Genomic DNA, 24,355 nt, shown 5'->3' on the forward strand with positions numbered 1-24,355 from the left:
GTACAATACAAGGCAAGGAGCTGAGGAAGGCATGACGCTGCGCGTGCTGACAACGGAACAGATCGAACAATTCATGGTCAAGGGATACGTCGTCGTGAAGGGGGCGTTTCCAAGGGAGCTGGCGATGGAGGCGCAGTCGTTCCTATGGGAGAAGCTGGAGCAGAAGGCCGGCGTGCTGCGCGGCGATCCGTCCACCTGGAACGAGCCGATGGTGAATTTGCGGGACAATTACCGGACGCCCGCCTTCGACGCCTGCAATACGGCGCGCTTCGCCGACGCGATCGAAGATTTGGCGGGCGCGGACCGCGTCGCCCGGCGCCATGTCGCCGGCGAGACCGATGCCGGCCTGCTGCCGGGCTGGGGCTGGTGGCCCGTCAACTTCCACGTCGGCCGCGGCGAGCCGTGGACCGTGCCGACGAGCGGCTGGCACTGGGACGGCATCCACTTCCGGCATTACGTCGATTCGCCGGACCAGGGGCTGCTCTGCCTGTGCCTCTTCTCGGACATCGGTCCGCGCGGCGGCGGGACGCTGGTCGTCGAAGGCTCGCACCGTCCGGTCGCGCGCTACCTGGCGCGGTATCCGGAAGGGATCGAGCTCGGCGACGGCATCCGCGGCTTGTTCGCGGAGCATCCGTATTTCGCCGCGCTGGCGGGACGGGGCGAGCCGATGAGCCCGGAGGCGCGGAACGCCGCCTTCCTGGAGCAGGCGTACGTCGACGAGGACGGCACGCGGCTCCGGGTCGCGGAAACGACCGGCGAAGCGGGCGACGTCATTCTGTGCCATCCGTTCCTCATCCACGCCGCGTCGCCGAACCATAGCGGCAGCGTGCGGTTCATGTGCAACCGGACGTCGCCGCTGAAGGAGAAGCTGGCGCTCGACCGGGCCGCGCGGGAGGACGAATCGCCGCTTGAACGGAGCATCCGGGCATCCGTGTTCGCGTGAGCGGGAAGCTTGACGGGATGAAGCAGGCATAGACATTTCCTGTCCGATGAAGCGGCAGGCGCATGGAACGGCGGGCCCGCGCAGCGATGCGCGGGCCCGCTTGGCGTTCGGGCCAGCGCGGCTTCGTGCCGCGGCGTAAGTGGACGGCGGGTGAGGATGGACGTTCTTTGCCCCGCGTTTCCGGTCGCCGGCGTTTCGGGTCCGCCGGCGCGGCGTCCCGCAAAATGCGCCCCGGGCGGCTTGTCGGAATCCGCCCGGGCAGGTAACATGGAGACACATCGGACGAAGACGGCCGGCGCGGGCGGAAGGATGGAACGGCGGTTTGCCGACGTTCGGGGCCTTACGCATCCATCCGCGTCCATCCGCGCGACCGCCGTCTCGTCCGCAAGGAAAGGGTGCATGCACGATGTCGACCTGCCTCATTCATAACGTACGTATCTTCTCCGGCGGACCCGAACCGGCGCCGGCGGCCATTCTCGTGCGCGGCGGCACGATCGCGGCCGTCCTGGACGGCGCCGTCCCCGTACAAGAACCCGCGGATCGCGTCCTCGACGGCGGCGGACAGCTGCTCATCCCGGGAATGATCGACGTCCACATTCACGGGGCGGACGGCTTCGACATGATGGACGGGCGTCCGGAAAGCGTCGAAGCCGTCTCGGTCGCCTGCGCGCGGACGGGCTGCACGTCCTTCCTGGCGACGTCCGTCAGCTCCTCGCTCGACGACCTCGCGGCCATGATCCGCAGCGTGAAGCGGACGGTCGGCCGGGAGCCGGGCGCGCGCATCGCGGGGCTGCATCTCGAAGGCCCGTACTTGAACGCGAAGCGCAAGGGGATGCAGAACGAGCGGTTCCTGCGCCATCCCGACGAGGAAGAGATGGCCTGGATCCTGCGGGAGGCCGATCCGCTCGTCCGCATGGTCACGCTGGCGCCGGAGCTGCCCGGCGGCCTCGAGATGGCCGGCCGGCTGCGGGAGCGCGGCATCGTCGTCGCGGTGGCCCATTCGGACGCCACGTACGAGGAAGCCAAGGTGGCTTTCCGCGGCGGCGCGAGCCACGTGACGCACTGCTTCAACGGCATGCGGCCGATTCACCACCGGGACCCGGGCGTCGTGGTCGCCGCGATGGAGGAGGCGCATGTCAGCGTGCAGGCGATCGTCGACGACGTCCACCTGCATCCCGCCATCGTGCGGCTGCTGTATCGGGAGAAAGGCGCGGACCGCATGGTGCTCATCACCGACGCCCTGCAGGCGATGGGACTCGGCGACGGCGAGTACCGGTTCGGCGGGCATGACGTCACCGTCGCGCAAGGCGTGGCCACGCTGCGGGACGGCACGCTGGCGTCGAGCACGGTCACGATGAACGAGGCGCTGGCCAAGACGGCGAAGGCCGGGATCCCGCTTGCCGACGCCGTCGCCATGGCGACCCGCACGCCGGCGGACGTGCTCGGCCTGCCGAACAAGGGCCGTCTGGCACCCGGAGCCGACGCCGATCTCGTGCTGCTTGGCGACGATTTCGGCGTGCGCTGGACGATGGTCGGCGGCGAGTTGGCGTACGGGCAGGCGTAGGGCTATGACTGTCGTCGCATACGTGCCGCGGCTGCGGCTATTTACGCGATTATCAGCGGATAAGTGCCCAGCCGGCACGCGGCGTGAGCGGCTTTCGGGCACGCTCGATCGCCGCTAGCGACTCCGGCAGCGAGCCATAACCGCGGCCAAGAGCCGTCCATCGTCATCGCGGATGACGCATGGACGGCTCTTTCGCGCGGCGTCAGGCCGTGTCCGGGCGTCCCCGCAGCAAGCGACCGCAGCAAGCGAAATCGCCGCCTTTGCCGAAAACGTCGTTTCGCCGCCCATCGGCGCGGCAATACTGGCGAATAGAGCAACCATCGCCAACGCCGCGACGGAGAGGAGGAACCCCGCATGCTGTTCGAGCCCGTGCCGCCGATGATCGTGTCCATGGGCCGGGAAGCGTTCGACGACGACGGCTATCTGTTCGAGCCCAAGTGGGACGGCTGGCGCATCCAGCTGCATAAGCAAGGCGGCCGGATCGAGGCGTATACGCGCAGCGGCCTCGCCGTGACGGACAAGTTCCCGGAGCTTGCCGAAGCCGCGGCCGCGATCAAGGCGCCCGAGGCGATCCTGGACTGCGAAGGCGTCTGCCTGCGCGGGGAGCGCACGGTGTTCGACGACTTCGCCTACCGCGGGCGCCTGGCCGACCCGAAGCGTATCGCCGCCGCCGCGCAGACGCATCCCGCGACGTTCGTCGCCTTCGACGTGCTGCGGACGGCGGAGCCGCACCTGCGCGAACCGCTCGCGGCCCGCAAGGCGCGGCTTGCGGAGCTCGTCGCCCCGAATGCCGCGCTCGCGCTCTCGATGTACGTCGAGGGGCGCGGACGGGTGCTGCAGGCGTGGACGGCGGAGCGGAACCTCGAGGGCACCGTGGCCAAGCGCCTGGACGGCGCCTACCGCCCGGGCGTCGTCGCCAAGGACTGGATCAAAGTGAAAAACGTCCAGACGCTCGACGCCATCGTGCTCGGCTACCGCACCAAGCCGCGGTTCGCGCTGGTGCTCGGCCTGCACTTCCGGACGATCCGCTTCAAGCCGGTCGGCACCGTCGAGTTCGGCTTCGCGCCCCACGAGAAGCAGGCGTTTCTCGAGATCGCGCGGCAGCTGCATACCGCCTCCGACCGGAAGACGCAGTGGATCGAGCCGAAGCTCTGCTGCCGCGTTCAATACTTGGAGCGCACCGACCGCCACCAGCTGCGCGAGACGGTGTTCCGGGGCTTCCTGTTCGACAAGAGCCCGGAGGCTTGCCGGTGGACCTACTGACTTGCCGTCGCCGCTCGCCGATCCCCCCGTTAAGCCCGCGTAGGTTCGCCGCGCGGGCTTTTTGTCGTGCCTGCACGTCCGAACCAGCGGAACCGGCGGCGGGCGGGGAACCGTTTTGAAGGCCGATCGCAAACAAGCCAATACCGCCCTGCAAAGGATAAGATCCGCTCATGGAAGCGCCCGGCCCCCTCCGGTATCATGAAGCTATCACCGCAAGAGAAGGGGGCTCGGCCCATGAAACGAAACGGCGTCATCCGCGAACTCGCGCGCAACCGCCAGCTGCTGCTGATGTTTCTCCCGGTCGCGGCGCTGTTGTTCCTGTTCAACTATTTGCCGCTGTCGGGACTCGTCATTCCGTTCAAAAACTTCGACTTCAGCAAGGGAATTTGGGGCAGCGACTGGATGCATCCGCTGCTGAACAACTTCGATTACCTGCTGTCCTCGGACGTGGCGTTCCGGGCGATCCGCAACACGATCCTGCTGAACGCGCTGTTCATCGCCGTCGGCCTGGCGTTCGAGGTCGGCTTCGCGCTCATGCTGAACGAGCTGCGCGGCAAATATTTCAAGCGGATCACCCAATCGCTGACCTTCCTCCCGTTCTTCATCTCCTGGATCGTCGTCGGCGTCTTCACGTACAGCCTGCTCAACTTCGAGAACGGCGCGCTGAACCGCGTGCTGGAATGGTTCGGGCTCCAGAGCGTCGACTTCTACAGCAAAGCGAGCTGGTGGCCGCTCATCCTGACGATCGCGGTCCGCTGGAAGGTCACCGGCTACGGCACGATCGTCTACCTGGCGGCGCTCACCTCGATCGACAACTCGTACTACGAGGCCGCTTCCATCGACGGCGCCTCCCGCTGGCAGCAGATGCGCTACATCAGCATCCCGATGCTGAAACCGACGATCATGATCCTCACGCTGCTCGCGATCGGGCGCATCATGAACGCGGACTTCGGAATGTTCTACGCCATGGTCGGCGACGCGTCGCTTCTGTTCCCGACGACGGACGTCATCGACACGCTGGTCTACCGCAGCCTGCGCAAATCCGGCGACATCGGCATGGCCTCGGCGGCCGGCTTCCTGCAGTCGGTGGTCGCGTTCGTCCTCGTCCTGGCGAGCAACTACGCCGCCCGCAAAATCGACCGCGATTCGGCGATTTTCTAACGGTTCGCAAAAAGAGCCACGGTGAAGAAGCGACCGGAGAGTCGGTATGGAGTTGGAAAAGCGATAGCGTTCGCCGTTGTAGTCGGATATTGACCATTTGGAAATAAATTCAAGGATATCCGACTACAACAGCGATTGAGATTATGCTTCCGAAGCTGGTTTTCTTGCGAAAACCCGTAACCCCTGCCGACCGCAGGTCGCGGTTCGCCAACGTGGCATCCCCACCCAAGGAGGTATCGCCCGAATGGTTGCCAAACGATTTTCCGTCAGCCAAGCGATCATCATGCTCGTCATCTCGCTGTTCAGCCTGGCCTGCCTGCTGCCGTTCCTGATGGTCATCTCGGGCTCGCTCAGCATCGAGAACGACATCGTGAACTACGGCTATTCGCTCATCCCGCGCCACATCACGTTCGATTCGTACCGGATCCTCTTCCTCGGCTCCAACCGGATCGTGGACGCGTACGGCATCAGCATCCTCGTCACCGCCGCCGGCACGGTGCTGTCCCTGATCGTCAACAGCATGGGGGCGTACGTCATGGCGCGCCGGTCGTTCAAATACCGGAACATCCTGTCCATCTACGTCATCCTGACGATGCTGTTCAGCGGCGGCCTCGTGCCGTGGTACATCATCTGCGTCCGCTACCTGGAGCTGAAGGACACGATCTGGGCGATGATTCTCCCGCCGATGGCGAACGCGTTCAACATGTTCCTGATCCGCAACTTCATGCAGTCGGTGCCGGAGGACATCTACGAATCCGCCAAAATGGACGGCGCGAGCGAGTACCGCATTTTCGGCCGGCTCATCATTCCGCTGTCCGTGCCCGTGCTGGCGACGATCGGCTTGTTCGTGGCCCTGTCCTACTGGAACGACTGGTTCCTCGGGCTGATGTTCATCGACAAGCAGGAGCTGCAGCCGCTGCAATTGCTGCTCCGCACGCTCGTCTCCAACGTCGATTTCCTGCGCAACTCCAGCAACGCGGCGGCGATGCAGCGGATCATGCCGCAAATTCCGTCCGAATCGATGAAGATGGCGCTGACCGTCGTCACGATCGGCCCGATCGTCTTCCTGTACCCGTTCCTGCAGCGGTATTTCGTCAAGGGGCTCATGGTGGGCGCGGTCAAAGGCTAGTCTATACCGGCCTCGGCCGTATAGCGATATAATCAAACAATCAGGGGAGAGGATCGCATGAGAAAGCGAAAAGCAAGCATCCCGATGCTGCTCGCCGTCATGATGCTGTTCGCCGCGCTGCTCGCGGCGTGCGGCGGCGATAACGGCGGCAACGGCAACAACGGGGGGAACGCGGCCGGCAGCAACGGCGGTTCGGGCGACGCGGGCGGCAACGCCGGCACGTCCGGAGACGGCGGCAACGCGGGCAAGCAGGAGGAGGAAGTGACGCTGAAGTTCTACTTCGGCGGCGACAAGAAGGCGGCCACGGACGAAGTCTGGTCCGCGATCAGCGATTACGTCAAGAGCAAGGGGCTGAACGTCAAGTTCACCATCAACTTCATCCCGTTCACCGACTTCAAAGACAAGATGCTCGTCATGGCCGCGTCCGGCGACAGCTGGGATATGAACTTCGACGGCGACTGGCTGTCGTATAAGCAGATGGCGGCGAAGGGCTCCTACATGGCGCTGAACGAGCTGCTGCCGGAATACGCGCCGAACCTGTACAAGAAGTACCAGGAGCAGGGTACGCTGTCCGCGGCGACGGTCAACGGCCAGATCGTCGGCCTGCCGTGGACGATGAAGATGAACCAGCGGCTGTTCGCCGGTTGGCGCTCCGACCTCGCCGACAAGGCGGGCATCACGGTCGCGCCGGACGCCGTCAAGACGATCGAGGACGTCGACGCCCTGCTGCGCCAGATGAAGCAGGCGTACCCGAACGAGAAGCTGTCGCGTTCGACGCCGCTGCCGATCTACATGATCCGCGACGAATGGGTCGACCTGAACTTCCACGGCCTCGGCTTCTACCTGAGCGACCCGAAGGTGACGGTGCAGCCGGTCGAGCAGCAGCCGTTCTACCAGGAAGCGATCAAGACGGCGAAAAGCTGGTACGACGACAAGCTGATCAACCGCGACGCGATGATCGACAAGGAAGACGGCGCCGCCGAATGGCGCAACGGCAAGACGCTGTTCACGCTGACGTCGCATGAATGGGCGAACGCGGATCCGGGCTTCTCCGATCCGTCCTTCAAGCAGCAGATGTCGCTGCTCTACCCGGACAAGAAGCAGGTCAACCGGACGCCGCTCGCGAACGTGGTCGCGATCAACCGCAACTCCAAGCACGCCGACCGCGTCCTGCGCTTCCTCGACATGATCGAGACCGACCAGAAGCTGTACGACCTCGTGCAGTACGGCATCGAAGGCAAGACCTACAAGCTCGACGGCGAGACGGCCGTCTACCCGGACGGCATGAACACGACGACGAGCAACTACATGGAATGGGGCGGCCAGTGGGCGTTTTGGAAGCCGCAATTCATGCGGCCGACGTCGACGTATCCGAAGGACTTCTGGGTGCACGAAGCCGAGTTCGCGGCGGAGCCGGAGAACGTCAACTCGCCGATCGACGGCCTGTTCATCGCCGAGGACGCCATGAAGAACGAGCTCGCCAAGCGCGACCAGACGGCCGACGAGACGGGCAAGCCGCTCGAATTCGGCATCGTGAAGGATCCGGAGAAGGAAGTCGCCGCGTACGCGGAGAAACAGAAGGCGAACGGCCTCGATAAAATCCTGACCGAAACGCAGAAGCAAATCGACGCGTACCTGGCATCGCAAGCGAAATAAGCCGGCGCCGCCGGTAACCCGGCGGCCCGTGCCGCAATCCCGCATACCCATCCAGAGAGCAAGCCGCCCCGCCGACAAGCAAGCTTCGGAGTTTCGCCGAAGCGGGGCGGCTTTGCTGTCGGTATCGAAGACACGAGGAGGGAATTGAGTTTGATGGCCAATCGAATTCGAAAGCGGTTACAGTTTTGGGTGGCGAGCCTGTTGGCTCTGTCGTTGGTGGCATGGACCTTTGCGTGGGCGCCGGCTCCGGCGAACGCCGCGGCGGGCGATCCGGAGAGCGTCAGCATCGAGCTCGGCGCGACGCCGGCCGAAGCGGGCGTCGCGGCCCGCGCGGGCGACGGCGCGACCGGCCTGCAGACCGGCGAGCTGGACGGCCGGACGTACTGGAAGACGAACAAATCGCAGGACGAGAACGCGCGCATCATTTATTTCTATTTCGACGTGGATGACGGCTTCACCGAGAACATCGCGAACTACGACGTGGACGTCGCGGTCGACTACTATGACGCGGGCAGCGGCAAAATGGTGCTGCAGTACGACGCCCAAGGCGCGAACAACGGCTTCAAGGACGCGCCGCTGTATACGTACGGCGATACCGGGTCGTGGCAGACGCACGTATACCGGCTGAGCGACGCGAACTTCGCCAACCGGACCGGGGGCGGCGATTTCCGGCTCGGCATCGAGGGCGGCGCCGCGAGCTGGTCGACCAACGCCGACCTGGCGGTCGCGAAGGTGACCGTCACCAAGACGCTGAGGGCGGCGCCGGCCGACCGGATCGGCATTACGTTCGGCGCGACGCCGATCGAGCAGGGCATCACGGCCCATGCCGGGGACAACCCGGACGGCCTCGTGACGGGCTCGCTGAACGGCAAGGGCTATTGGCAGACGAACAAGGCCGCGCCCGGCGACCGCACGCTGTACCTGTACCTGAACGCGGACGACGGCTACCTGTACGACGTGCGGGACCAGGACGTCTACGTGACGGTGGAATATTTGGACCGGGGCAACGGCAGCTTCGTGCTCCAGTACGACGCGCAGTCCGCGCCGTTCAAGGACAGCCCGCTGTTCGCGTACAAGGATTCGGGACAGTGGAAGACGCACACGTTCAAGCTGAGCGACGCCAAATTCGCCAACCGCGCGAACGGCGCCGACCTGCGCATCGGGATCAGCGGCGGCGGCAACCCGGACAACAACCCGGATCTCGCGGTCGCGTCCGTCACGATCAGCAAGCAGGAGCGGCTGCCGACCGACGCGCAGACAAAGGTGTACGCGACGGAGAACCCTACGGACGACGTCGTCATCGCGGACTTTAGCGTGAAGGATTTCGGCGCGAAGGGCGACGGGACGACCGACGACACGGCGGCCATCCAGTCGGCGCTGGCCGCGGCCGGCAATAACGGCGGCGGGGTCGTGTTCGCGCCGGCGGGCCATTACCGGGTGAACGGCAGCCTGACCGTGCCGACCGGCGTCACGCTGCGCGGCGACTGGGCGAGCCCGGACGACAAGGGCGGCGCGGTCACCGGCACGGTGCTGGACGCGTACGGCGGCAAGGGGCAGGCGGACGGCCCGAGCTTCATCCAGCTTCAGCCCGTCAGCGGCGCGACGAATCTGTCCGTCTGGTATCCGGAGCAGACGCTCGACAGCCCGGCCGCGTATCCGTGGACGTTCGAGCAGCTGTCCGGGGACAGCGCGACGATGGCGAACATCACGCTCGTCAACGCCTATAACGGCATCAAGATCGGGCCGGTCTGGAACGAGCTCCACTACGTGAAGAACCTGTACGGCACGGCGCTGCACACGGGCATCTTCCTCGATTACACGACCGACATCGGCCGGCTGGAGGGCATCCATCTGTCGCCTTCGTACTGGTCGGGCTCCGGACTGGCCGGCGCGCCGGCGGCCGACGCGCTGCACGCGTATTCCACGGCGAACGCGGAAGGCATCGTCATGGGACGCTCCGACTGGGAATACATGTCCGACATTCAGATCTCGGGCTACAAGACCGGCATGCGCGTCACGACGCGGACGGATTCGCTCGAGACGGCGAACGCGCAGCTGTACCGCATTCGGATCGAAGACTGCAACGTGGCGCTGAAGATCGAGGGCGTCAACGATTTCGGCCTGCTGATCACGGACAGCAGCTTCAAGGCGAGCGCCGGCGAGGCGCCGGTCGCGATCTACGCGACGCCCGGCTTCCATTCGATCGTGCAGTTCAACACGGTCACGGTCGGCGGCGCGCCGCTGACGGCGGTGAAGAGCGAAGGCAACGGCGTCCTGTCGTTCGAGAACAGCACGTTCGAGAACTGGGACGCGGCAAGCGGCGGCTACGCGATCGACCTGTCGAGCGGCTCGCTGACCCTGGGGCTATCCGACTTCGCCAAGGCGGAGAACCAAGTCAAGCTGACCGGCGCGGTGCAGACGGTCAACGCCGTTAATTCGGGCTACCAAGGCAGCCTGAACGTCAAGGACGAGAGCGACGGCGCGGAAGTAAACGTGACGCAGGACGACCGGTACGCCCTCGAGACGCTGCCGGACGTCGGCGCCACGGACGCGGCGGTCCGGCCGAAGCCGGCGACGGTTGAGTTGTTCGACGTCACCGCGGAGCCGTACAAGGCGGACCGCAATGGGGGCAGCGACGCGTCGGCGGCGATTCAGCAGGCGCTGGACGCGGCTTCGGCGGCGGGCGGGGGCACGGTGTACCTGCCGGCGGGCACGTACCGCGTGAATGCGCCGCTGATCGTGCCGTCCGGCGTCGAGCTGCGCGGCTCGTGGGACGTGCCGCATCATACGATCGGCGGCGGCACGGTGCTGTTCACGACCTACGGGGAGAACCCGGAGGACGATGCGCCGGCGCTCATTACGCTGAAGGCGAACGCGGGCACGCGCGGCTTGTCGGTCTACTACGACGAGCAGGATTGGAACGACGTCAAGCCGTACGCCTGGACGATCCAGGGCCAAGGGCATGGCGTGTACGCGATCGACACGACGCTCATTAATGCGTACCAGGGCATCGATTTCGGCACGTACGACACGAGCGGCCACTATATCGATTACGTGGCGGGCTCGCCGCTGAAGGAAGGCATCTTCCTCGGGGGCGGCGCGTCCGGCGGCTTCATGCGCAACGTGCAGTTCAACCCGCACTATTACGGCCGCAACAACTACGTCAACCACCCGTCCACGGACGCGGATTTCAACGCGGTCTGGACGTACCAGAAAGATCACCTGGACGCGTTCCGCCTCGGCGGCGTCAAGGACGAAACGGTGTTCAACACGTTCGTGTACGGCTCGCAGTACGGCATTCATTTCGTGAAGCAGGGCGAGAGCGGCCCGGAAGCGGTCGTCATCGGCCACGGCACGGACGGCAGCAAGAAAGGCGCGTACCTCGAGGGCGCGGGCGAAGCCGGCCTGTCGCTGATCAACACCGAGCTCGTCTCGCTCAGCACGACGGATAAGGTGTACGTCACGCTCGGCGAGGACTTCGACTCGAAGGCGACGCTGTACAACAGCTCCATGTGGGGCGACACGACGCGCTCCTTCGACGTCTACGGCGGCAAGCTGAACGTCCAGCAGGCCAACCTGACGAACGTCGGGGAGAAAGGGCTGAACGCCCTCGGCGGCGACACCGCGCTCTACGATTCGTACTTCCAGCAGCCGCGGACGACGCATGTCTACGCCGCGGCGGGCATCGACAAGCTCATCCTGACGAACAACCTGTTCAAAGGCGGGCTGCAGCTCGTGAACGAAGCGGGCACGAAGGTAAGCGGCACGAACCTGGTGCCGGTGGCGCTCTCGCTCGAGACGCTGCCGCCGGATCCGGCGCACGCGGACCGGGCGGGCGCGAAGCTCTCGCTCATGAACGTCTCCGATCCGGAGCCGCTGAGCGGCAAGCTGGAGCTGCTGCAGCCGGCGCCGTACGCGGCGGCCGCGGTGCCGATCCGCTTCTCCGGCATCGCCTACGGCGAGGAGACGATCATCGATCTGCCTGCGATGGCGGCGGATTCGCTCAAGTACAAGGTGACGCTGGACAACGGCGCGTCGTACGTGGCGTCGGTGAAGTCCGGGCAGGCCTACGCAAGCCGCAAGGACGCGGGCGCGGCGGACGCGCCGGCGGTCGACGTCTCCGCGCTCGACGAATTCGGCGGCGGCGTGTGGGGCGGCCCGAACGGGCTGAGCGCCAAGGCGAACGTCGCGTGGGACGACGAGAAGCTGTACGTGAACGTGGACGTCACCGACGACGTACAGGCGCAGTCCTTCAAGGGCGGCGATATTTGGCAGGGCGACAGCATTCAGATCGGCCTCGACCTGTCGCGGCAGGACGGCGCGGCCAGCCGTAACGTCAGCGAGCTCGGCTTCGCGCTGAACGACGACGGCTCCATGCAGCAGTGGCGCTGGAAGGCGCCGGACGGTCTGACGGCGGGCGCGCTCGACGCGTCGGCGGAGACGACAATCACGCGCGACGACGAGGCGCACGTGACGCATTACGCGATTGCGCTTCCGTTCGCGATTCTGCATGGGCCGGACGCGCCGTTCGATCCGGGCTCGGGTCCGCTCGGCTTCTCGCTGCTGCTGAACGAGAACGACGGCGCGGGCCGCGCGGGCTACATGGAATTCAACCAAGGCATCGGCACGAGCAAGGATTTCACGCTGTACGGCGACCTGTACCTGCTGAACGCGCCGTTTGCCGACTGGGCAGTGCCGGCGGCCAAGGCGGCCGTGAACAAGGCGAAGGCGGATCGGGACGCGACGTCGATCGACGCGGCGCGGAATTTCGTCAACCTGCTGCCGGCAGGGGCGGACCGGACGGCGCTGAGCGCGCAGCTGGACGCGATTGGCGACGATAATGGCAACGGTAACGGCAATGGCAACGGCAACGGCAATGGTAACGGCAATGGTAACGGCAACGGTAACGGCAATGGTAATGGCAACGGAAATGGCAATGGTGGCGGTAACGGAAACAACGCCGTCGTGCTCCCGGTGACCCCGTCGCTGGACGCGGCGAGCAAGCTCGCGACGGCGGCCGTCGACGCGGCGGCGCTGAAGCAGGCGCTCGCGGACGCGGAGCCGGGCAAGGACGGCAAGAAGCGGGTGCGCGCCGAGGCGTCCGCGGTGCAGGGCGCGGCGGGCTATGCGGTCGCATGGCCCGGCTCGGCCTTCGACGGCGACGCGAACCGCATCCTCGAGATGAAGACGCCGCAAGGCACGATCACGGTATCCGCGGATATGTTCGGCGCGGATAAGCCGCAGGGCGACACGATCACGTTCGTGCTGAAGGCGGCGGACGGCAGCGCGTGGAGCGATGCGGTCAAGGGCGCGATCGGCGAACGCCCGGCCGTCGAGCTGTACGTTCTCTCCGGGGGCGAGCCGTCGCCGTGGGCCAACGACGCGGCGCCGGCGACCGTCTCCGTGCCGTACGAACCGGCGGCGCAGGAAGCGCCGGGACGGCTCGTGGTCTGGTACATCGACGGCAGCGGCAGCGCCGTGCCGGTTCCGGGCGGCAAGTACGACGCGGCCGCGAAGGCGATGACGTTCCGCGCGACGCACTTCAGCACGTACGCGGCGGCCTATGCGAAACCGGCTGCGTTCGGCGATTTGGCCGGCGCGCCGTGGGCGCGCGAAGCGGTCGACGCGCTGGCGGCGAGAGGCATCGCGCAGGGCGTGTCCGCGGACGCGTTCGCGCCGGGCCGCGCGGTCTCGCGGGCGGACTTCCTGCTTCTGCTCGTCCGGACGCTGGAGCTGAAGGCGCCGGGCGGCGGCCCGCAAAGCGCGGCGTTCGCGGACGTTCCGGCCGGCGCGTATTACGCGGACGCGGCGCGGATCGCGAGCGCGCTCGGCATCGCGGACGGCACGGGCGACGGACGCTTCCGGCCGGACGCGCCGATCGGCCGCCAGGACGCGGCGGCTTTGGCCGAGCGGGCGTTCCGCGCCGCGGGCCGGACGCTTCCGGCCGGCTCGGACGACGCGCTCGCCGGTTTCAAAGATGCCGCGGACGTGGCAGGATATGCCCGTTCGAGCGTCGAAGCGCTTATTGCGGCAGGGCTGCTGCAGGGCAGCGGCGGCAAGCTCAACCCGAAGGGAAGCTTGACCCGCGCCGAAAGCGCCGTCCTGCTCTACCGGCTTTACATGAGCTAACCTGGATTCGGCATCGGAGGTTATGGCATATCGTACCACCCGCGCCTCCCGTCCGCTATGGACGGGAGGCCATCCCATGAAGAAGGAGCGTGCTTCAAGCATGGCGAAAATCACGGGCATCAAGTGCATCCGGACGAGAAGGAACGGCACGTGGACGGTCGTGAAAGTACTGACGGACCAGGACGGCCTCCACGGCATCGGCTCCGCCAACGATCTGTACAATCCCGAGGCGGTCGTGCAGGTGATCGAGCAGCTGCTCGCGCCGCAGCTGATCGGCCGGGACGCCGGGAACGTCGAGGACATCTGGCAGACGATGCAGCTCAGCTCGTACTGGCGGAACGGCTCGGTGCTGCAGACGGCGATCGGCGGCATCGACGTCGCCCTGTGGGACATCAAGGGCAAGGAAGCGGGCCTGCCGATCTACCAGCTGCTCGGCGGCGCGTGCCGGGCGGCCGTGCCGTGCTACGGCCATGCCGGCGGCCGCGACATCGCCGAGCTGAAAGAGGACGTGCACCGCTTTAAGGAAGAGGGCTATACGGTCATCCGCGCGCAGCTCGGCGGCTACGGCGGCGGCGGCTTCATTCCCGCGGGCGAGGCGAACGTGCCCGACAGCGCGTGGGCGAAGGAAGCCGTCTTCGACGAGCATGCGTATTTGCAGGCGATTCCGGCGATGTTCGAGCAGCTGCGGACGGAGTTCGGCGGCGGGGTGCAGTTCACGCACGACGTGCACGAGCATGTCTCGCCGATCGGCGCGGTCCGGCTGGCCAAGCGGCTCGAGCCGTACGATTTGTTCTTCCTCGAGGACGCGCTGCCGCCCGAGCACGTCGGCTGGTACCGCCAGCTGCGGCAGCAAAGCGCGACCCCGCAGGCGGTCGGCGAGCTGTTCACCAACCCGCAGGAGTGGACGCCGCTCATCACGGAGCGGCTGATCGATTTTATCCGGGTGCGGGTCTCCAAGGTCGGCGGCATCAGCGCGGCGCGCAAAATCGCCGGCCTCGCGGAGGCGTTCGGCGTCCGGACCGCGTGGCAGGAAGGCGGGGAGAACGACCCGATCAACCAGGCGGCGGCCGTTCATCTGGACATGGCGGTATGGAATTTCGGCATTCAGGAGATCAATCATTTCCGGCCGGAGGAGCAGGAGCTGTTCCCGGGACTCGTCGAGCGCAGAGGCGGCTATCTGTACGTCTCAGGCAAGCCCGGCCTCGGGATCGAGTTCGACGAAGAGAAGGCGCTGCTGCTCCCGGGCGAAGATTGGAACAAGGCGAGCTACCATCAGCCGTACAAGCTCGACCGCAAGGCGGACGGCACGCTGGTGCGGCCGTAACGGCGCGCGGATAACCGAAGGAGGAGAATCGACATGCAAACGATCGCGGTAACGGGAGGCGGCGGCAAGCTGGGGCAATACGTCGTCCGGGAGCTGGTCCGCCAGCAGTACAAGGTCGTCTCGCTCGACCGGACGCACGCCGCCGGCCTGCCCTGCCGGCAAATCGTCGTGGATACGAGCGACCTCGGCCAGGTGGCGAGCGCGATGCAGGGCGCGGACGCCGTCATTCATTTGGCGGCGGTGCCGTCGCCGACCGGATTTCCGGTGCCGGATATTTTCGCCAACAACGTCATGGGCAGCTATAACGTGCTGGAGGCGGCGTCGCTGCTCGGCATCCGCCGGGTCGTCATGAGCTCGAGCACGTCGTGCTACGGCTTCGCGTGGGCGGTCAAGCCGTTCGCGCCGCGGTATTTTCCCGTGGACGAGGCGCATCCGCAGCTGACGCAGGAGGGCTACGGCTTGTCGAAGACGGTGGGCGAGCTGATCGCCGAGATGTATCATCGCCGGAACGGCATGTCGGTCGTCAGCCTGCGCTTCTCGCTGATCGCGGCGCCCGAGGAATACGCGCGGCTGAAGCGGGGCGCCGGCAAGGCGGAGGAGTTCGCCAAGATCCTGTGGAGCTACGTCGACATCCGCGACGCCGCCGACGCCTGCGTTGCCTCCCTGCGCGCGGACGTGGACGGCGCGGTGGCGCTGAACATTACCGGCGACGACACCTTGAGCGAGATCGAGACCGCGGATCTGCTGCGCGCGTGCTATCCCGAGGTGGCGGAGCTGCGGCAGCCGTTCGAAGGCCGGGCGCCGCTGTTCAGCAACGCGCTGGCGAAGGAGACGCTCGGCTGGCGGCCGCGGTACCGGTGGGCCGACGGGCTGGCTTGACGCGAAGGATGGAGAAGCCCGAGGCTGCCGGACACGGCGGGTTCGGGCTCTTTTGCGGGCGGGAGGGAGGCAGGCGCGACCGGCAGGCGCAGGCGCGATCGGCAGGTGACCGGCAGGCGATGGCCCGTCCTCCCACGGCGCCGCTACGGCTTGCGGGATTCGCGCGGACGGGCCATGCTTAAACTATTCCAAAAACGGAGACGGGGGAGTCGCATTGAAGCCGTTTGTATTGTTCGATTTCGACGGCACGCTCGTGCAGTCCAAACTGCTGGCCGTCCGGCTGTTTAACGATCTGGCGGGAAAATACGGCGGCAGGCGGATCGCGGAGGAAGAAATCGGGCGCCTGTCCGACCTGTCCATCCCCGACCGCCTGCGGGCGCTGAACGTGCCGTTGTATAAGCTGCCCGCTTTGGCGCTGGAAGGCAAACGCGCCTATCGCAAGGAGTCCGTGCATCTGCGGCTGGCGGAGGGGATGCGCGAGACGCTGGGGGCGCTGCGGGAGCAGGGGTGCCGGCTGGGGATTTTGTCCTCGAATACGAACGAGAACATCCGTCATTATTTGGAGGCGAACGGCCTGGATTTCTTCGAGGCCGTCCATTCCGCCTCCAATCTATTCGGCAAGGACAAGGCGATTCGCAGCCTGGCGCGCACTTTGGGGCTCGAGCTATCGCAGCTGCTCTATGTCGGCGACGAATTTCGTGACGTGGAGGCCTGCCGCAAGATCGACGTGCCGGTCGCGGCCGTGACGTGGGGCTGGGACTCCGCGAAGCTGCTGGCCGAAGCGGGCCCGGATTATTTGTGCTATTCGCCGGCGGAGCTGTCGAGCATCGTGAAGGGGTGGGAATAGCTCGTCCCGCGGTGGAAGACGGACGGGGTTAAAGCGGGGGCGTGCGGCAGGGGCTGCAACCGAGCCGGCTCTCGCTATCGTCTGCGGCCGCACGATTCCGCTATTATTGCGATTCAGCAGGTTTCGCGAGTGAAGCGGCCGCCAGCGACGCAATTTGCCGAAAACAGACGCCAAAGCGGGGGCTGCGGGGCTAATAGCGGATCGTGTGGCCGCGAAATCGCAAAAACGCAGGTATTCGCATAAATAAGCGCACGTGTGTCCGCGAATGGTTGACAGACCCCCGCCCCGCCCAGTCTTATCGGCTGAGCCTTCGAGGCTCTCGGCTCCCCCGGCGAGACTGGCCCTGCTCGGCCCGGTCGGCGGAGGCGTCAAGGCTTCTCCAAGCTTAACGGTCGGAACCGCTGGGAATCAAAACGGGACGAAGCCGGCATATGCCGGCTTCGTCCCGTTTTTTGGCATGTCCGTTCTCCGGACGATTCCCGTCCCTCGGCCGTGGGGCAGGCCTTCGCCCGCGCGCGTCATTCCGCCCATTCGCGGAGCGCGCGATAGCTGATCGCCAAGCTTTCGAACGGATCCCCCGGGCAGACGTCCTGCTCCGCCACGTACCACTCGACCCCGGCGTCGCGGCAGGCTTCGAGAATCGCCGGCCAGTCCAGATTTCCTTCGCCGATCTCCGCGAACCGCTGCGCGTCGCCGACGATGGCCATGTCCTTCAGGTGCACGACCTTCATCCGTCCGGCGGCCTTGCGGATCCATTTCACGGGGTCGGCGCCTCCGGCCTGAATCCAGTACGTGTCCAGTTCGAAGCCGACCCGCGCGTCCGTCAGCTCCAGCAGCCACTCGAGACCGGGTTTGCCCGCCATCTTCTCGAATTCGAATTTATGGTTGTGGTAGATCAGCTCGATTCCCGCTTCGGCAAGCTTCGCCCCGATCCCGGACAGCAGGCGGGCCATCTCCCGGTAGCCCTCCAAGCCGGTACGGTACGCTTCCGGCATCGATCCAAGGCCCGCATAGCGGCAGTCCCAGGCCCGATGAACCTCGATCACCTGCTCCAAATCGCGAAGCAGCCGGTCGAACGGAACATGCGTCGCGCAAATCGTCAATCCGTGCCGCCGGCACAGCTCTAGTACGGTCTCCGGCGCGATGGGGCCGATTCCCGACACCTGCACGGCTTCGTAGCCGATCGCCTTGATTTTGCCCAGCGCCGCGTCCAGCTCTTCCGCCGTTTTCGTAAAGCCGCGCACCGTATAGAGTTGGGCGGCGATTTGGTTTCGTTTCATGGGCATTCGCTCCTCGGCTTGAATTTGTCTAAGACCCGGCACGCTTGATCTCTGTCTCCATGATGGATGGGCAGACTCAGCCGCGCGCGCCGAGGAACACGAGGCCGACCTTGCCGGTCGTCACGTCGGCTCGGTCCGGGCCCGGCACGAATTCGGCCATGCGCACCTCGAACCGGTCGGCCAGGCGGTTCAGACCGTCGAAGGCGATGACGTCTTCGCCTCGGACGGTGCCGTACAGGATCAGCTCCAGGCCGAGCGGATCGTGCACGCGTTCGTTCTTCTCCCGGATCGTGCCGCCCATGTAGGCTCCGTATTCGCCCGTGCATCCGCAATGCGGGCATTCGTCGATATACGGATGGAACCGCTGGGGACGGTCGACTTCGTAGTGCACGCTGGCCGCGACTTGGTAATAGCGCCCCTCCGCGGTCTCGACCGGATTGCCGGCGCGAAGCGGAGCGAAGTAAAACCGCAGATGGACGCAGTGATCGTGGCTTCTCGAGCCGTCCGGTCCGAGACGAACCGGCTGCAGGCCGCGTCTGCGGGCGAAGGCGTCGCAGCCCTCGCCGGCATGCGCGTAGCCGAAGTCGTTGTACATGTCGGTGCATGCTTCCAGCTGCTCCATGACGAGCGTAATCGCCGCCCGGTAGCTGTCCGCCAGCGATTCGTGCACCAGCACCCACAAATTGGGATAGCGCGGCGCGGAATCGGGGAAGAGCGTGCCCGGAGGCAGCTCGTAGTCGGCTAAAATCGCATGATTGGCATTGGCGGTCATCGTGGTCTCATCTCCTCAAAATTAGTCGGCGCGGGGCAATCCGAGCCCCGAAGCCCAAGTGGACTCCGCGAATTCGATCACGTCGAGCAGCGCCGACGTCTCGTTGCTGCGGGCAAGCACATGCGCGGCGGCATCCTTGACGGCCGGGTCGGCGTTCGCGACGGCAAACCCGTTGCGAACCGAGCCGACCATCTCCAGATCGTTCAAATTATCGCCGACGGCGGCGAAATCGTCCGGTTCCGCGCCAAGCATGCGAATCATCGCCGACAGGGCGACGCTCTTGTTGATGCCGGACGGGAGCACCTCCAGCAGCCCGCTTTCGGACCGCACGGTGTTGAGCTTGGCGGCGGTTTCGGCTTGCCGGAAGCGGATCAGCCCGTTCTCCGGCCCAAGGAGCATGAGCTTGGTCGCCTGCCCGGCGAGGGACGCCATCCGCTGCGGCGAAGCGGTCTCCGCGACGACGCCGTCTTTGTCCATCTGTTTCCGTACCCGCTCGGACAGCGCGGCGCAGAAGATGCGTTCTTGATGAAACAGCAGCAGGTCGAGCTGCCGCACCGCGCCGTCCTCTTCATGCAGGCGCATGACGCGGCGAACATCCGCGGGGTCGAGCAAATGCTCGGTCAAATACGCGCCCGAAACCGGGTCGTAGATCCGGGCGCCGTTGAACAGGATCACGGGCGCGGTTACCCCGAGCTGCGACATGTACGGCATGGCGGAGCGCAAGGTTCTCCCCGTGGCGAACGTGAAAGCTCCGCCGGCTTCGGTGAAGCGGGCGATGCGCCGAACGAGTCCGGGCGGGATCCGCTGCCGGGAGTCCAGCAGCGTGCCGTCCAAATCCGAGACGATCCAGCGAATCGGAATGCTTGGTCGGTTAGCGGGAATAGGCGGCTTGTTTAGCAAAGGTCATGTCTCCCGTTTCGCTTATTTCCGTCCGTCCGCTTGCGGCGGGCAGCCGCAGGTTCTCGCCCGATTCCCGGTCGAACAGGTAATAGTCGGCGGCCAGCCGAACCGCGACTTCCTGATGTTCGTCAAGCGATTCGGCCGTGCCGGCATACGCCTTGACGGTCGCATCGCCGATACGGACGTGCACGAGGCGTTCTCTCCCGGTGAATTCGACCGCGGCGACACGGCCTCGCAAATCGGTTTCCAGGCGGTGGCCGGGATCCGTGACCAGCGACGCTTGGTGAGGCCGGAAGGCCAGACGCATCGCGTGGCCCTCCCTTATCGCCCCGAGCTCATTCGCGGCTGCGCCGGGCAGGGGAATCGCCTGGCCGGCAGCCGTCAGCTGCAGGCTGCCGGCGCGCCAAGCGCAGGCCAGTTCATTCATGGCGGGCATGCCGAGGAAGCTCGCGACGAACCAATTGGCCGGCACGCCGTACAGCTGCAAGGGCGTGCCGATCTGCTGCAATTCGCCGGCGTTCATCACGGCGATCTTGTCGGACATGGAGAGCGCTTCCTCCTGATCGTGGGTGACCATGATCGTCGTAATGCCGAGCTCCTTCTGCAGGCGCCTGATTTCCTCGCGCATGGATCCCCGCAGGTTGGCGTCGAGGCTGGACAGCGGCTCGTCGAGCAGCAGCAGCCCCGGCCGCTTCACGACCGCCCGGGCAATGGCGATCCGCTGGCGCTGCCCGCCGGAGAGCTGGCCGGGCTTGCGCCGCATATAGTCGCTCATCTGCACCATCCGGGCCGCCTCTTCGGCGCGCTGCGCCCGTTCCTTGCGGGGCACGCCCATGTTTTTGAGCGGATATTCGATGTTCTTCCGGACGTTCATATTCGGATACAGCGCGGAATTCTGAAACACCATGCCGATTCGCCGGTCCTTCGGCAGCACGCCGTTCACCCGGTGTCCGTCGAACAGGATATCGCCCTGCGAAGGCGGGAAGATCCCCGCGATCATCAGCAGCGTGGTGGACTTCCCGCAGCCGCTCGGGCCGAGGATCGTCATCAGCTCCCCGTCCCGGACGGACAGGCTCAAATCGTTGACGGACGGCGCTTCCGCGTCGTAGCGTTTGGATACGTGCCGCAGTTCAATGCGCATGGCGCAGCCTCCTTCACATTTTCATTCTCATCAGCGCGCGCTGGGAGAAAAAGTACAGAATCAGGCACGGCAGCATGTAGAAGCTGCCGACCGCCATGACGACGCCGTAGCTGGCCGTGGACGTCTCCGAGAACAGGCTGCGGACGATCAGCGAGAGCGTGTTGATGTCGTCGTCGAACAAGAACACCGACACCATGATGTATTCGCCCCATCCGCTCAGGAAGGCGAACAGGGAGACGGCGACGATGCCCGGCCAGACGAGCGGAAGATAGACCGCCGCGAACGTCTTGATCCGGCTGCCGCCGTCCACGCTGGACGCCCATTCGAGCTCCTTCGGCACGTCGTCGAAGAAGCCCTTGATGATCCAGGTCGACATGCCGAGCCCGGCAAAGCCCTTCAGCAGAATGATGCCGCCGAGCGTGTTGATCAGCCCGAGCTCGTTCAGGATGTAGAACGAAGCGATGAGCGAGGTCACGGCAGGGAACGCATGGGTGAGCATCGTGGAATGCAGCAGGCCGTTTCTCCCCGGGAAGCGGCTGCGGGAGATGACGTAGCCCGCCATGAGGCCGGCGGATACCTCCAGCACGGAGGAGCCGACGGCAATAATCAGCGTATTGGCGAAAATGCCCCAGATGCTCGGGTAGACCATGCCGTCGACCGTCAGTTCCGACCAGAGGAAGCTCCAGTTCCGGAAGGTGAAGCCCTGCGGCAGGATGCCGTTGACCATCTTGTCGCCGAACGAGATCAGAATCAGCCAGACGTAAATGAACAGCAGCGGAACCGTCACGAGGGTAAGCGCCGCGATCGACAGGAGATTGGGCAGTCCCTTGAAGCGTCCGGCTCTTGCCGGCGGCGTAAAACCCTCCGACCGAACCGGCAGGGCGTCGATCCGGACCGTATTGTCATGCATGATGCGTATGCCTCCCTTCCGGGCCCGTCAGCGGGCCCCGCCCATTAATTTGCGGAAGCCGAACAACCGGTACGACACGACCATGGCGATGACGATGATCGGCAGGATAAACAGCGAGATGGCCGAGCCGTAGCCGAAATCGAGGGTGAAGAACGCCGTATGGAAGGCGTACAGCGCCCAGGTCTCCGAACGGTTGTCCGGTCCGCCGTCGGTCAGCAGCAGGATGGATTCGTAGCTGGTGAGCAGGCCGAGTCCCTGCCATACCGCCAGGAAGGTCAGCGGCCACCGAAGGAAAGGAACGATGAGCTTCCAGAGCATGCTCCATTCGGTCGCGCCGTCCACGCGAGCGACGTAGAAATAGGATTTGTCCACGGCTTGCAGCGCGGACGAGAAGACGATCATCGACAGCGTCGAGCCCATCACCCCGGACAGCAGAATGTTGATCAAGAGCGGGTATTTGTCGAGCCAGGCCACGGGCTCCGAGCCATACCAGGCGTGCATGAGCGTATTCAGCACGCCGTACTTGCTGGGACTGAGAATCCAGGTCCAAAGCAGCGCTTCGACGACCCCCGGCGAGACGCGGGGGAGGAGCCAGATCGTTCGGAACACGGAGCCGACCGTCCGATTGCGCACGTAGTGGGTGGTCGTCACCGCGATGACGAACCCCCAGGCGATCTGGATGACCAGCGTCGATACGACGAACAAGGCCGTATTGGCGATAATGAGCCCGACCTTGGGATCGATCAACGCCTTGCGAAAATTCGTCAGTCCGTTGAAATCCCAGCGCAGCGCGGCGTCCATCGACGTAAAGGCGATCAAGGTCACGATGACGGCCGTCGCGGCAAACAAGACGAATTGGTTGAACAGGAACGGGCTCAGCATCAAACCCGAGGCGCCGTGTTCCCTCAGCTTGTCCCGCAGTCCCCCGGGTTGCTGCCGGGGGAAGGGCTTGTTGGTATCGTTATGCTTCGCGTTCATGCGGGCCACGTCACTTTACCGTGAATTTATCGAGATTCAGCTTCATTTGCTGCTCCATCCACTTCACCGTTTCCTCGGGACTCTTGCCCGTCGCGATGTTCTTGATGGCATCCGTGTAGATCTTCGCGAACTTGGGCTGGTCGGGATCGTTCGGAATGAATCTGGAATAGTTGATCAGGTAGCTGTTGGCGCTCAGCCAGGCGTCGTCCTTGATCAGCGCTTGGCCTTCCTTCGTAAACGGAAGATGCGAGCTTTGCTCGTCGTGCTCCTTCTGCAGCTCCGGCGCGCTGACGTAGGTCAGCAGGCGCTTGGCCAGCTCCGGGTGCTTCGTTTGCTTGCTGACGACGTACGTCCACGGACCGGATACGGTGACGGGCTTGCCGCCTTTCTCGGCGGGAGGCATCAGCATGACGCCGATATTCTGCATGATGAAGTCCGTGCTCACGTTCCCCTGCGTCTTCTCCATGCCGCGCGTTCGCCACTTCGCTTCGTCCCAGACGCCGGCGACCATGAACATGGTTTCGCCGTTGATCATCGCCTTCAGGTTGTCGTCCTTGGGCGCGGAGAGCGCGGCCGCGGGCAGAACCTTGGCGTCGAGCAGGCCCTTGATCCACTTAAGCGTATCCGTCATATGGGCTTTATCCAGCACGTATTCGGCTTTGTCCTTGTCGTACATCTCCACGCCGTGGCTGTAGTAGAGGAGGGCCAGGTCGCTCTGGCCGGTGGTCGGCACGAAGCCGTTACGGACGATCTTCCGATCGACGGCGTCCTTGGCGATCTTGTCCATGTCGGCGATCGTGATTTCGCCTTTCTCGGCTTTGTCCGGGAGCGCCGCGATCTGTTCGTCCGTCCATCCGAGCTTCTTCAGCGCGGGTTTCCAGTAATAGACCGGGCGGGCTTCCGTGTCTTGAATGACGCCCCAGATATGCTTATCCCAGGTCACCGCGTCCCAGTAGCCCGGGATCTGGTTTCGGAATACCGCTTCCTTCTCGATGCCGTCGAGATTCAGCAGATAATCCCCGTCCGCCATCCAGCCGATATTGGAGAACGTGGTCGCATAGATATCGGCGGCGTTGCCGGATTTCGAGGCGAAGATGAAGTTTTGCTTGAAATCGTCATCGGCCAGCGGCTTGACGACGGCGTTGACCTTCACCCGCTGCTTGGCGTTTTCTTTCTCCAGCTGGGCATTGAGCATGTCGGCGGCCTTGACGAAATTGTTCGCCCTGGCCGGGGCGGAGGAATCGGGCGTCATGACCTCGATCGGCACGACTTCCGCATCGTCCGCCGCGGAAACGACGTTCACCTTCGTGCCTCCCGTATCGATATCCGAGGCGGCATTGGGATCCTGGGTGCTTTCCGCTTGGCGGGCATTGTCGGCGGCGGTATTCTGGACGGCCTGTCCGCAGCCGGACAGCAGCAAGGTCACCGCGGCGGCGGCGGCGGCGCGTTTCCAATGAAGCGCGGGTTGGATGTTCACGT

Annotated in this window: 17 protein-coding genes; 10 read left to right on the plus strand and 7 right to left on the minus strand. The window is 65.1% G+C overall.

The window, feature by feature from the left end; translation table 11 throughout:
- Positions 1–31: 31 nt before the first annotated feature.
- The 10 genes from BMZ79_RS21485 (at position 32) to BMZ79_RS21530 (ending at position 16,895) form a co-directional block, all read left to right on the plus strand.
- Positions 32–943 (plus strand): phytanoyl-CoA dioxygenase family protein, encoded by a 912-nt coding sequence (locus tag BMZ79_RS21485; RefSeq protein WP_090643677.1) that lies wholly within the window; start codon positions 32–34, stop codon positions 941–943.
- A gap of 406 nt (positions 944–1,349) precedes the next feature.
- Positions 1,350–2,507 carry an N-acetylglucosamine-6-phosphate deacetylase gene (gene nagA, locus BMZ79_RS21490; RefSeq protein WP_090643679.1) on the plus strand — a complete coding sequence of 386 codons (1,158 nt, stop codon included), beginning with the start codon at positions 1,350–1,352 and terminating at the stop codon, positions 2,505–2,507.
- Between the two features lie 354 nt (positions 2,508–2,861).
- A complete protein-coding gene (locus BMZ79_RS21495) occupies positions 2,862–3,770 on the plus strand; it encodes an ATP-dependent DNA ligase (protein WP_090643682.1) in 909 nt (302 codons plus the stop codon).
- A 234-nt stretch (positions 3,771–4,004) separates the two neighbouring features.
- Positions 4,005–4,931, plus strand: a complete 927-nt coding sequence (locus tag BMZ79_RS21500) for an ABC transporter permease (RefSeq protein WP_090643684.1) — start codon at positions 4,005–4,007, stop codon at positions 4,929–4,931.
- A gap of 244 nt (positions 4,932–5,175) precedes the next feature.
- Positions 5,176–6,060: a carbohydrate ABC transporter permease gene (locus BMZ79_RS21505; RefSeq protein WP_090643687.1), complete on the plus strand. Its 885-nt coding sequence runs from the start codon at positions 5,176–5,178 to the stop codon at positions 6,058–6,060.
- Between the two features lie 57 nt (positions 6,061–6,117).
- Positions 6,118–7,716, plus strand: coding sequence for an extracellular solute-binding protein (locus tag BMZ79_RS21510; protein ID WP_256252951.1), 1,599 nt, complete (start codon positions 6,118–6,120; stop codon positions 7,714–7,716).
- A 216-nt stretch (positions 7,717–7,932) separates the two neighbouring features.
- Positions 7,933–13,845, plus strand: coding sequence for a glycosyl hydrolase family 28-related protein (locus BMZ79_RS21515; RefSeq protein WP_305728354.1), 5,913 nt, complete (start codon positions 7,933–7,935; stop codon positions 13,843–13,845).
- A 76-nt stretch (positions 13,846–13,921) separates the two neighbouring features.
- Positions 13,922–15,169, plus strand: a complete 1,248-nt coding sequence (locus tag BMZ79_RS21520; protein ID WP_256252952.1) for an enolase C-terminal domain-like protein — start codon at positions 13,922–13,924, stop codon at positions 15,167–15,169.
- A gap of 33 nt (positions 15,170–15,202) precedes the next feature.
- A complete protein-coding gene (locus tag BMZ79_RS21525) occupies positions 15,203–16,048 on the plus strand; it encodes an NAD-dependent epimerase/dehydratase family protein (RefSeq protein WP_090643697.1) in 846 nt (281 codons plus the stop codon).
- A gap of 214 nt (positions 16,049–16,262) precedes the next feature.
- Positions 16,263–16,895: an HAD-IA family hydrolase gene (locus BMZ79_RS21530; RefSeq protein WP_090643699.1), complete on the plus strand. Its 633-nt coding sequence runs from the start codon at positions 16,263–16,265 to the stop codon at positions 16,893–16,895.
- Positions 16,896–17,413: 518 nt separating this feature from the next.
- Here BMZ79_RS21530 and BMZ79_RS21535 read toward each other — a convergent pair.
- The 7 genes from BMZ79_RS21535 to BMZ79_RS21565 form a co-directional block, all read right to left on the minus strand.
- Positions 17,414–18,175, minus strand: coding sequence for a sugar phosphate isomerase/epimerase family protein (locus BMZ79_RS21535; protein WP_090643702.1), 762 nt, complete (start codon positions 18,173–18,175; stop codon positions 17,414–17,416).
- A 76-nt stretch (positions 18,176–18,251) separates the two neighbouring features.
- Positions 18,252–18,947: a hypothetical protein gene (locus BMZ79_RS21540; protein ID WP_090643704.1), complete on the minus strand. Its 696-nt coding sequence runs from the start codon at positions 18,945–18,947 to the stop codon at positions 18,252–18,254.
- 21 nt (positions 18,948–18,968) lie between these two features.
- Positions 18,969–19,847 (minus strand): HAD family hydrolase, encoded by an 879-nt coding sequence (locus BMZ79_RS21545; protein WP_090643708.1) that lies wholly within the window; start codon positions 19,845–19,847, stop codon positions 18,969–18,971.
- Complete coding sequence (locus tag BMZ79_RS21550; protein ID WP_090643711.1) at positions 19,819–20,988, minus strand: ABC transporter ATP-binding protein; 1,170 nt, start codon at positions 20,986–20,988, stop codon at positions 19,819–19,821. The genes BMZ79_RS21545 and BMZ79_RS21550 overlap by 29 nt, the downstream gene beginning before the upstream one ends.
- Positions 20,989–21,001: 13 nt before the next feature.
- On the minus strand, positions 21,002–21,898 hold the full coding sequence (locus tag BMZ79_RS21555; RefSeq protein WP_090643714.1) for a carbohydrate ABC transporter permease: 897 nt from the start codon (positions 21,896–21,898) through the stop codon (positions 21,002–21,004).
- A 27-nt stretch (positions 21,899–21,925) separates the two neighbouring features.
- Positions 21,926–22,876: a carbohydrate ABC transporter permease gene (locus tag BMZ79_RS21560; protein WP_143089029.1), complete on the minus strand. Its 951-nt coding sequence runs from the start codon at positions 22,874–22,876 to the stop codon at positions 21,926–21,928.
- A gap of 10 nt (positions 22,877–22,886) precedes the next feature.
- Entirely contained in the window at positions 22,887–24,353 is a 1,467-nt protein-coding gene (locus tag BMZ79_RS21565) for an extracellular solute-binding protein (RefSeq protein ID WP_090643719.1), read from the minus strand.
- Positions 24,354–24,355 lie beyond the last annotated feature (2 nt).

Origin of the sequence: Paenibacillus sp. UNC496MF (assembly GCF_900113915.1) — a bacterium.
Classification (GTDB): domain Bacteria; phylum Bacillota; class Bacilli; order Paenibacillales; family Paenibacillaceae; genus Paenibacillus_Z; species Paenibacillus_Z artemisiicola.

Coding starts and splice junctions, on each gene's coding strand:
- BMZ79_RS21550 (WP_090643711.1), bottom strand. CDS start 20,988: ATGCGCATTGAACTGCGGCACGTATCCAAACGCTACGACGCGGAAGCG.
- BMZ79_RS21505 (WP_090643687.1), top strand. CDS start 5,176: ATGGTTGCCAAACGATTTTCCGTCAGCCAAGCGATCATCATGCTCGTC.
- BMZ79_RS21510 (WP_256252951.1), top strand. CDS start 6,118: ATGAGAAAGCGAAAAGCAAGCATCCCGATGCTGCTCGCCGTCATGATG.
- BMZ79_RS21525 (WP_090643697.1), top strand. CDS start 15,203: ATGCAAACGATCGCGGTAACGGGAGGCGGCGGCAAGCTGGGGCAATAC.
- BMZ79_RS21495 (WP_090643682.1), top strand. CDS start 2,862: ATGCTGTTCGAGCCCGTGCCGCCGATGATCGTGTCCATGGGCCGGGAA.
- BMZ79_RS21485 (WP_090643677.1), top strand. CDS start 32: ATGACGCTGCGCGTGCTGACAACGGAACAGATCGAACAATTCATGGTC.
- BMZ79_RS21500 (WP_090643684.1), top strand. CDS start 4,005: ATGAAACGAAACGGCGTCATCCGCGAACTCGCGCGCAACCGCCAGCTG.
- BMZ79_RS21540 (WP_090643704.1), bottom strand. CDS start 18,947: ATGACCGCCAATGCCAATCATGCGATTTTAGCCGACTACGAGCTGCCT.
- BMZ79_RS21535 (WP_090643702.1), bottom strand. CDS start 18,175: ATGAAACGAAACCAAATCGCCGCCCAACTCTATACGGTGCGCGGCTTT.
- BMZ79_RS21520 (WP_256252952.1), top strand. CDS start 13,922: ATGAAGAAGGAGCGTGCTTCAAGCATGGCGAAAATCACGGGCATCAAG.
- BMZ79_RS21560 (WP_143089029.1), bottom strand. CDS start 22,876: ATGAACGCGAAGCATAACGATACCAACAAGCCCTTCCCCCGGCAGCAA.
- BMZ79_RS21555 (WP_090643714.1), bottom strand. CDS start 21,898: ATGCATGACAATACGGTCCGGATCGACGCCCTGCCGGTTCGGTCGGAG.
- nagA (WP_090643679.1), top strand. CDS start 1,350: ATGTCGACCTGCCTCATTCATAACGTACGTATCTTCTCCGGCGGACCC.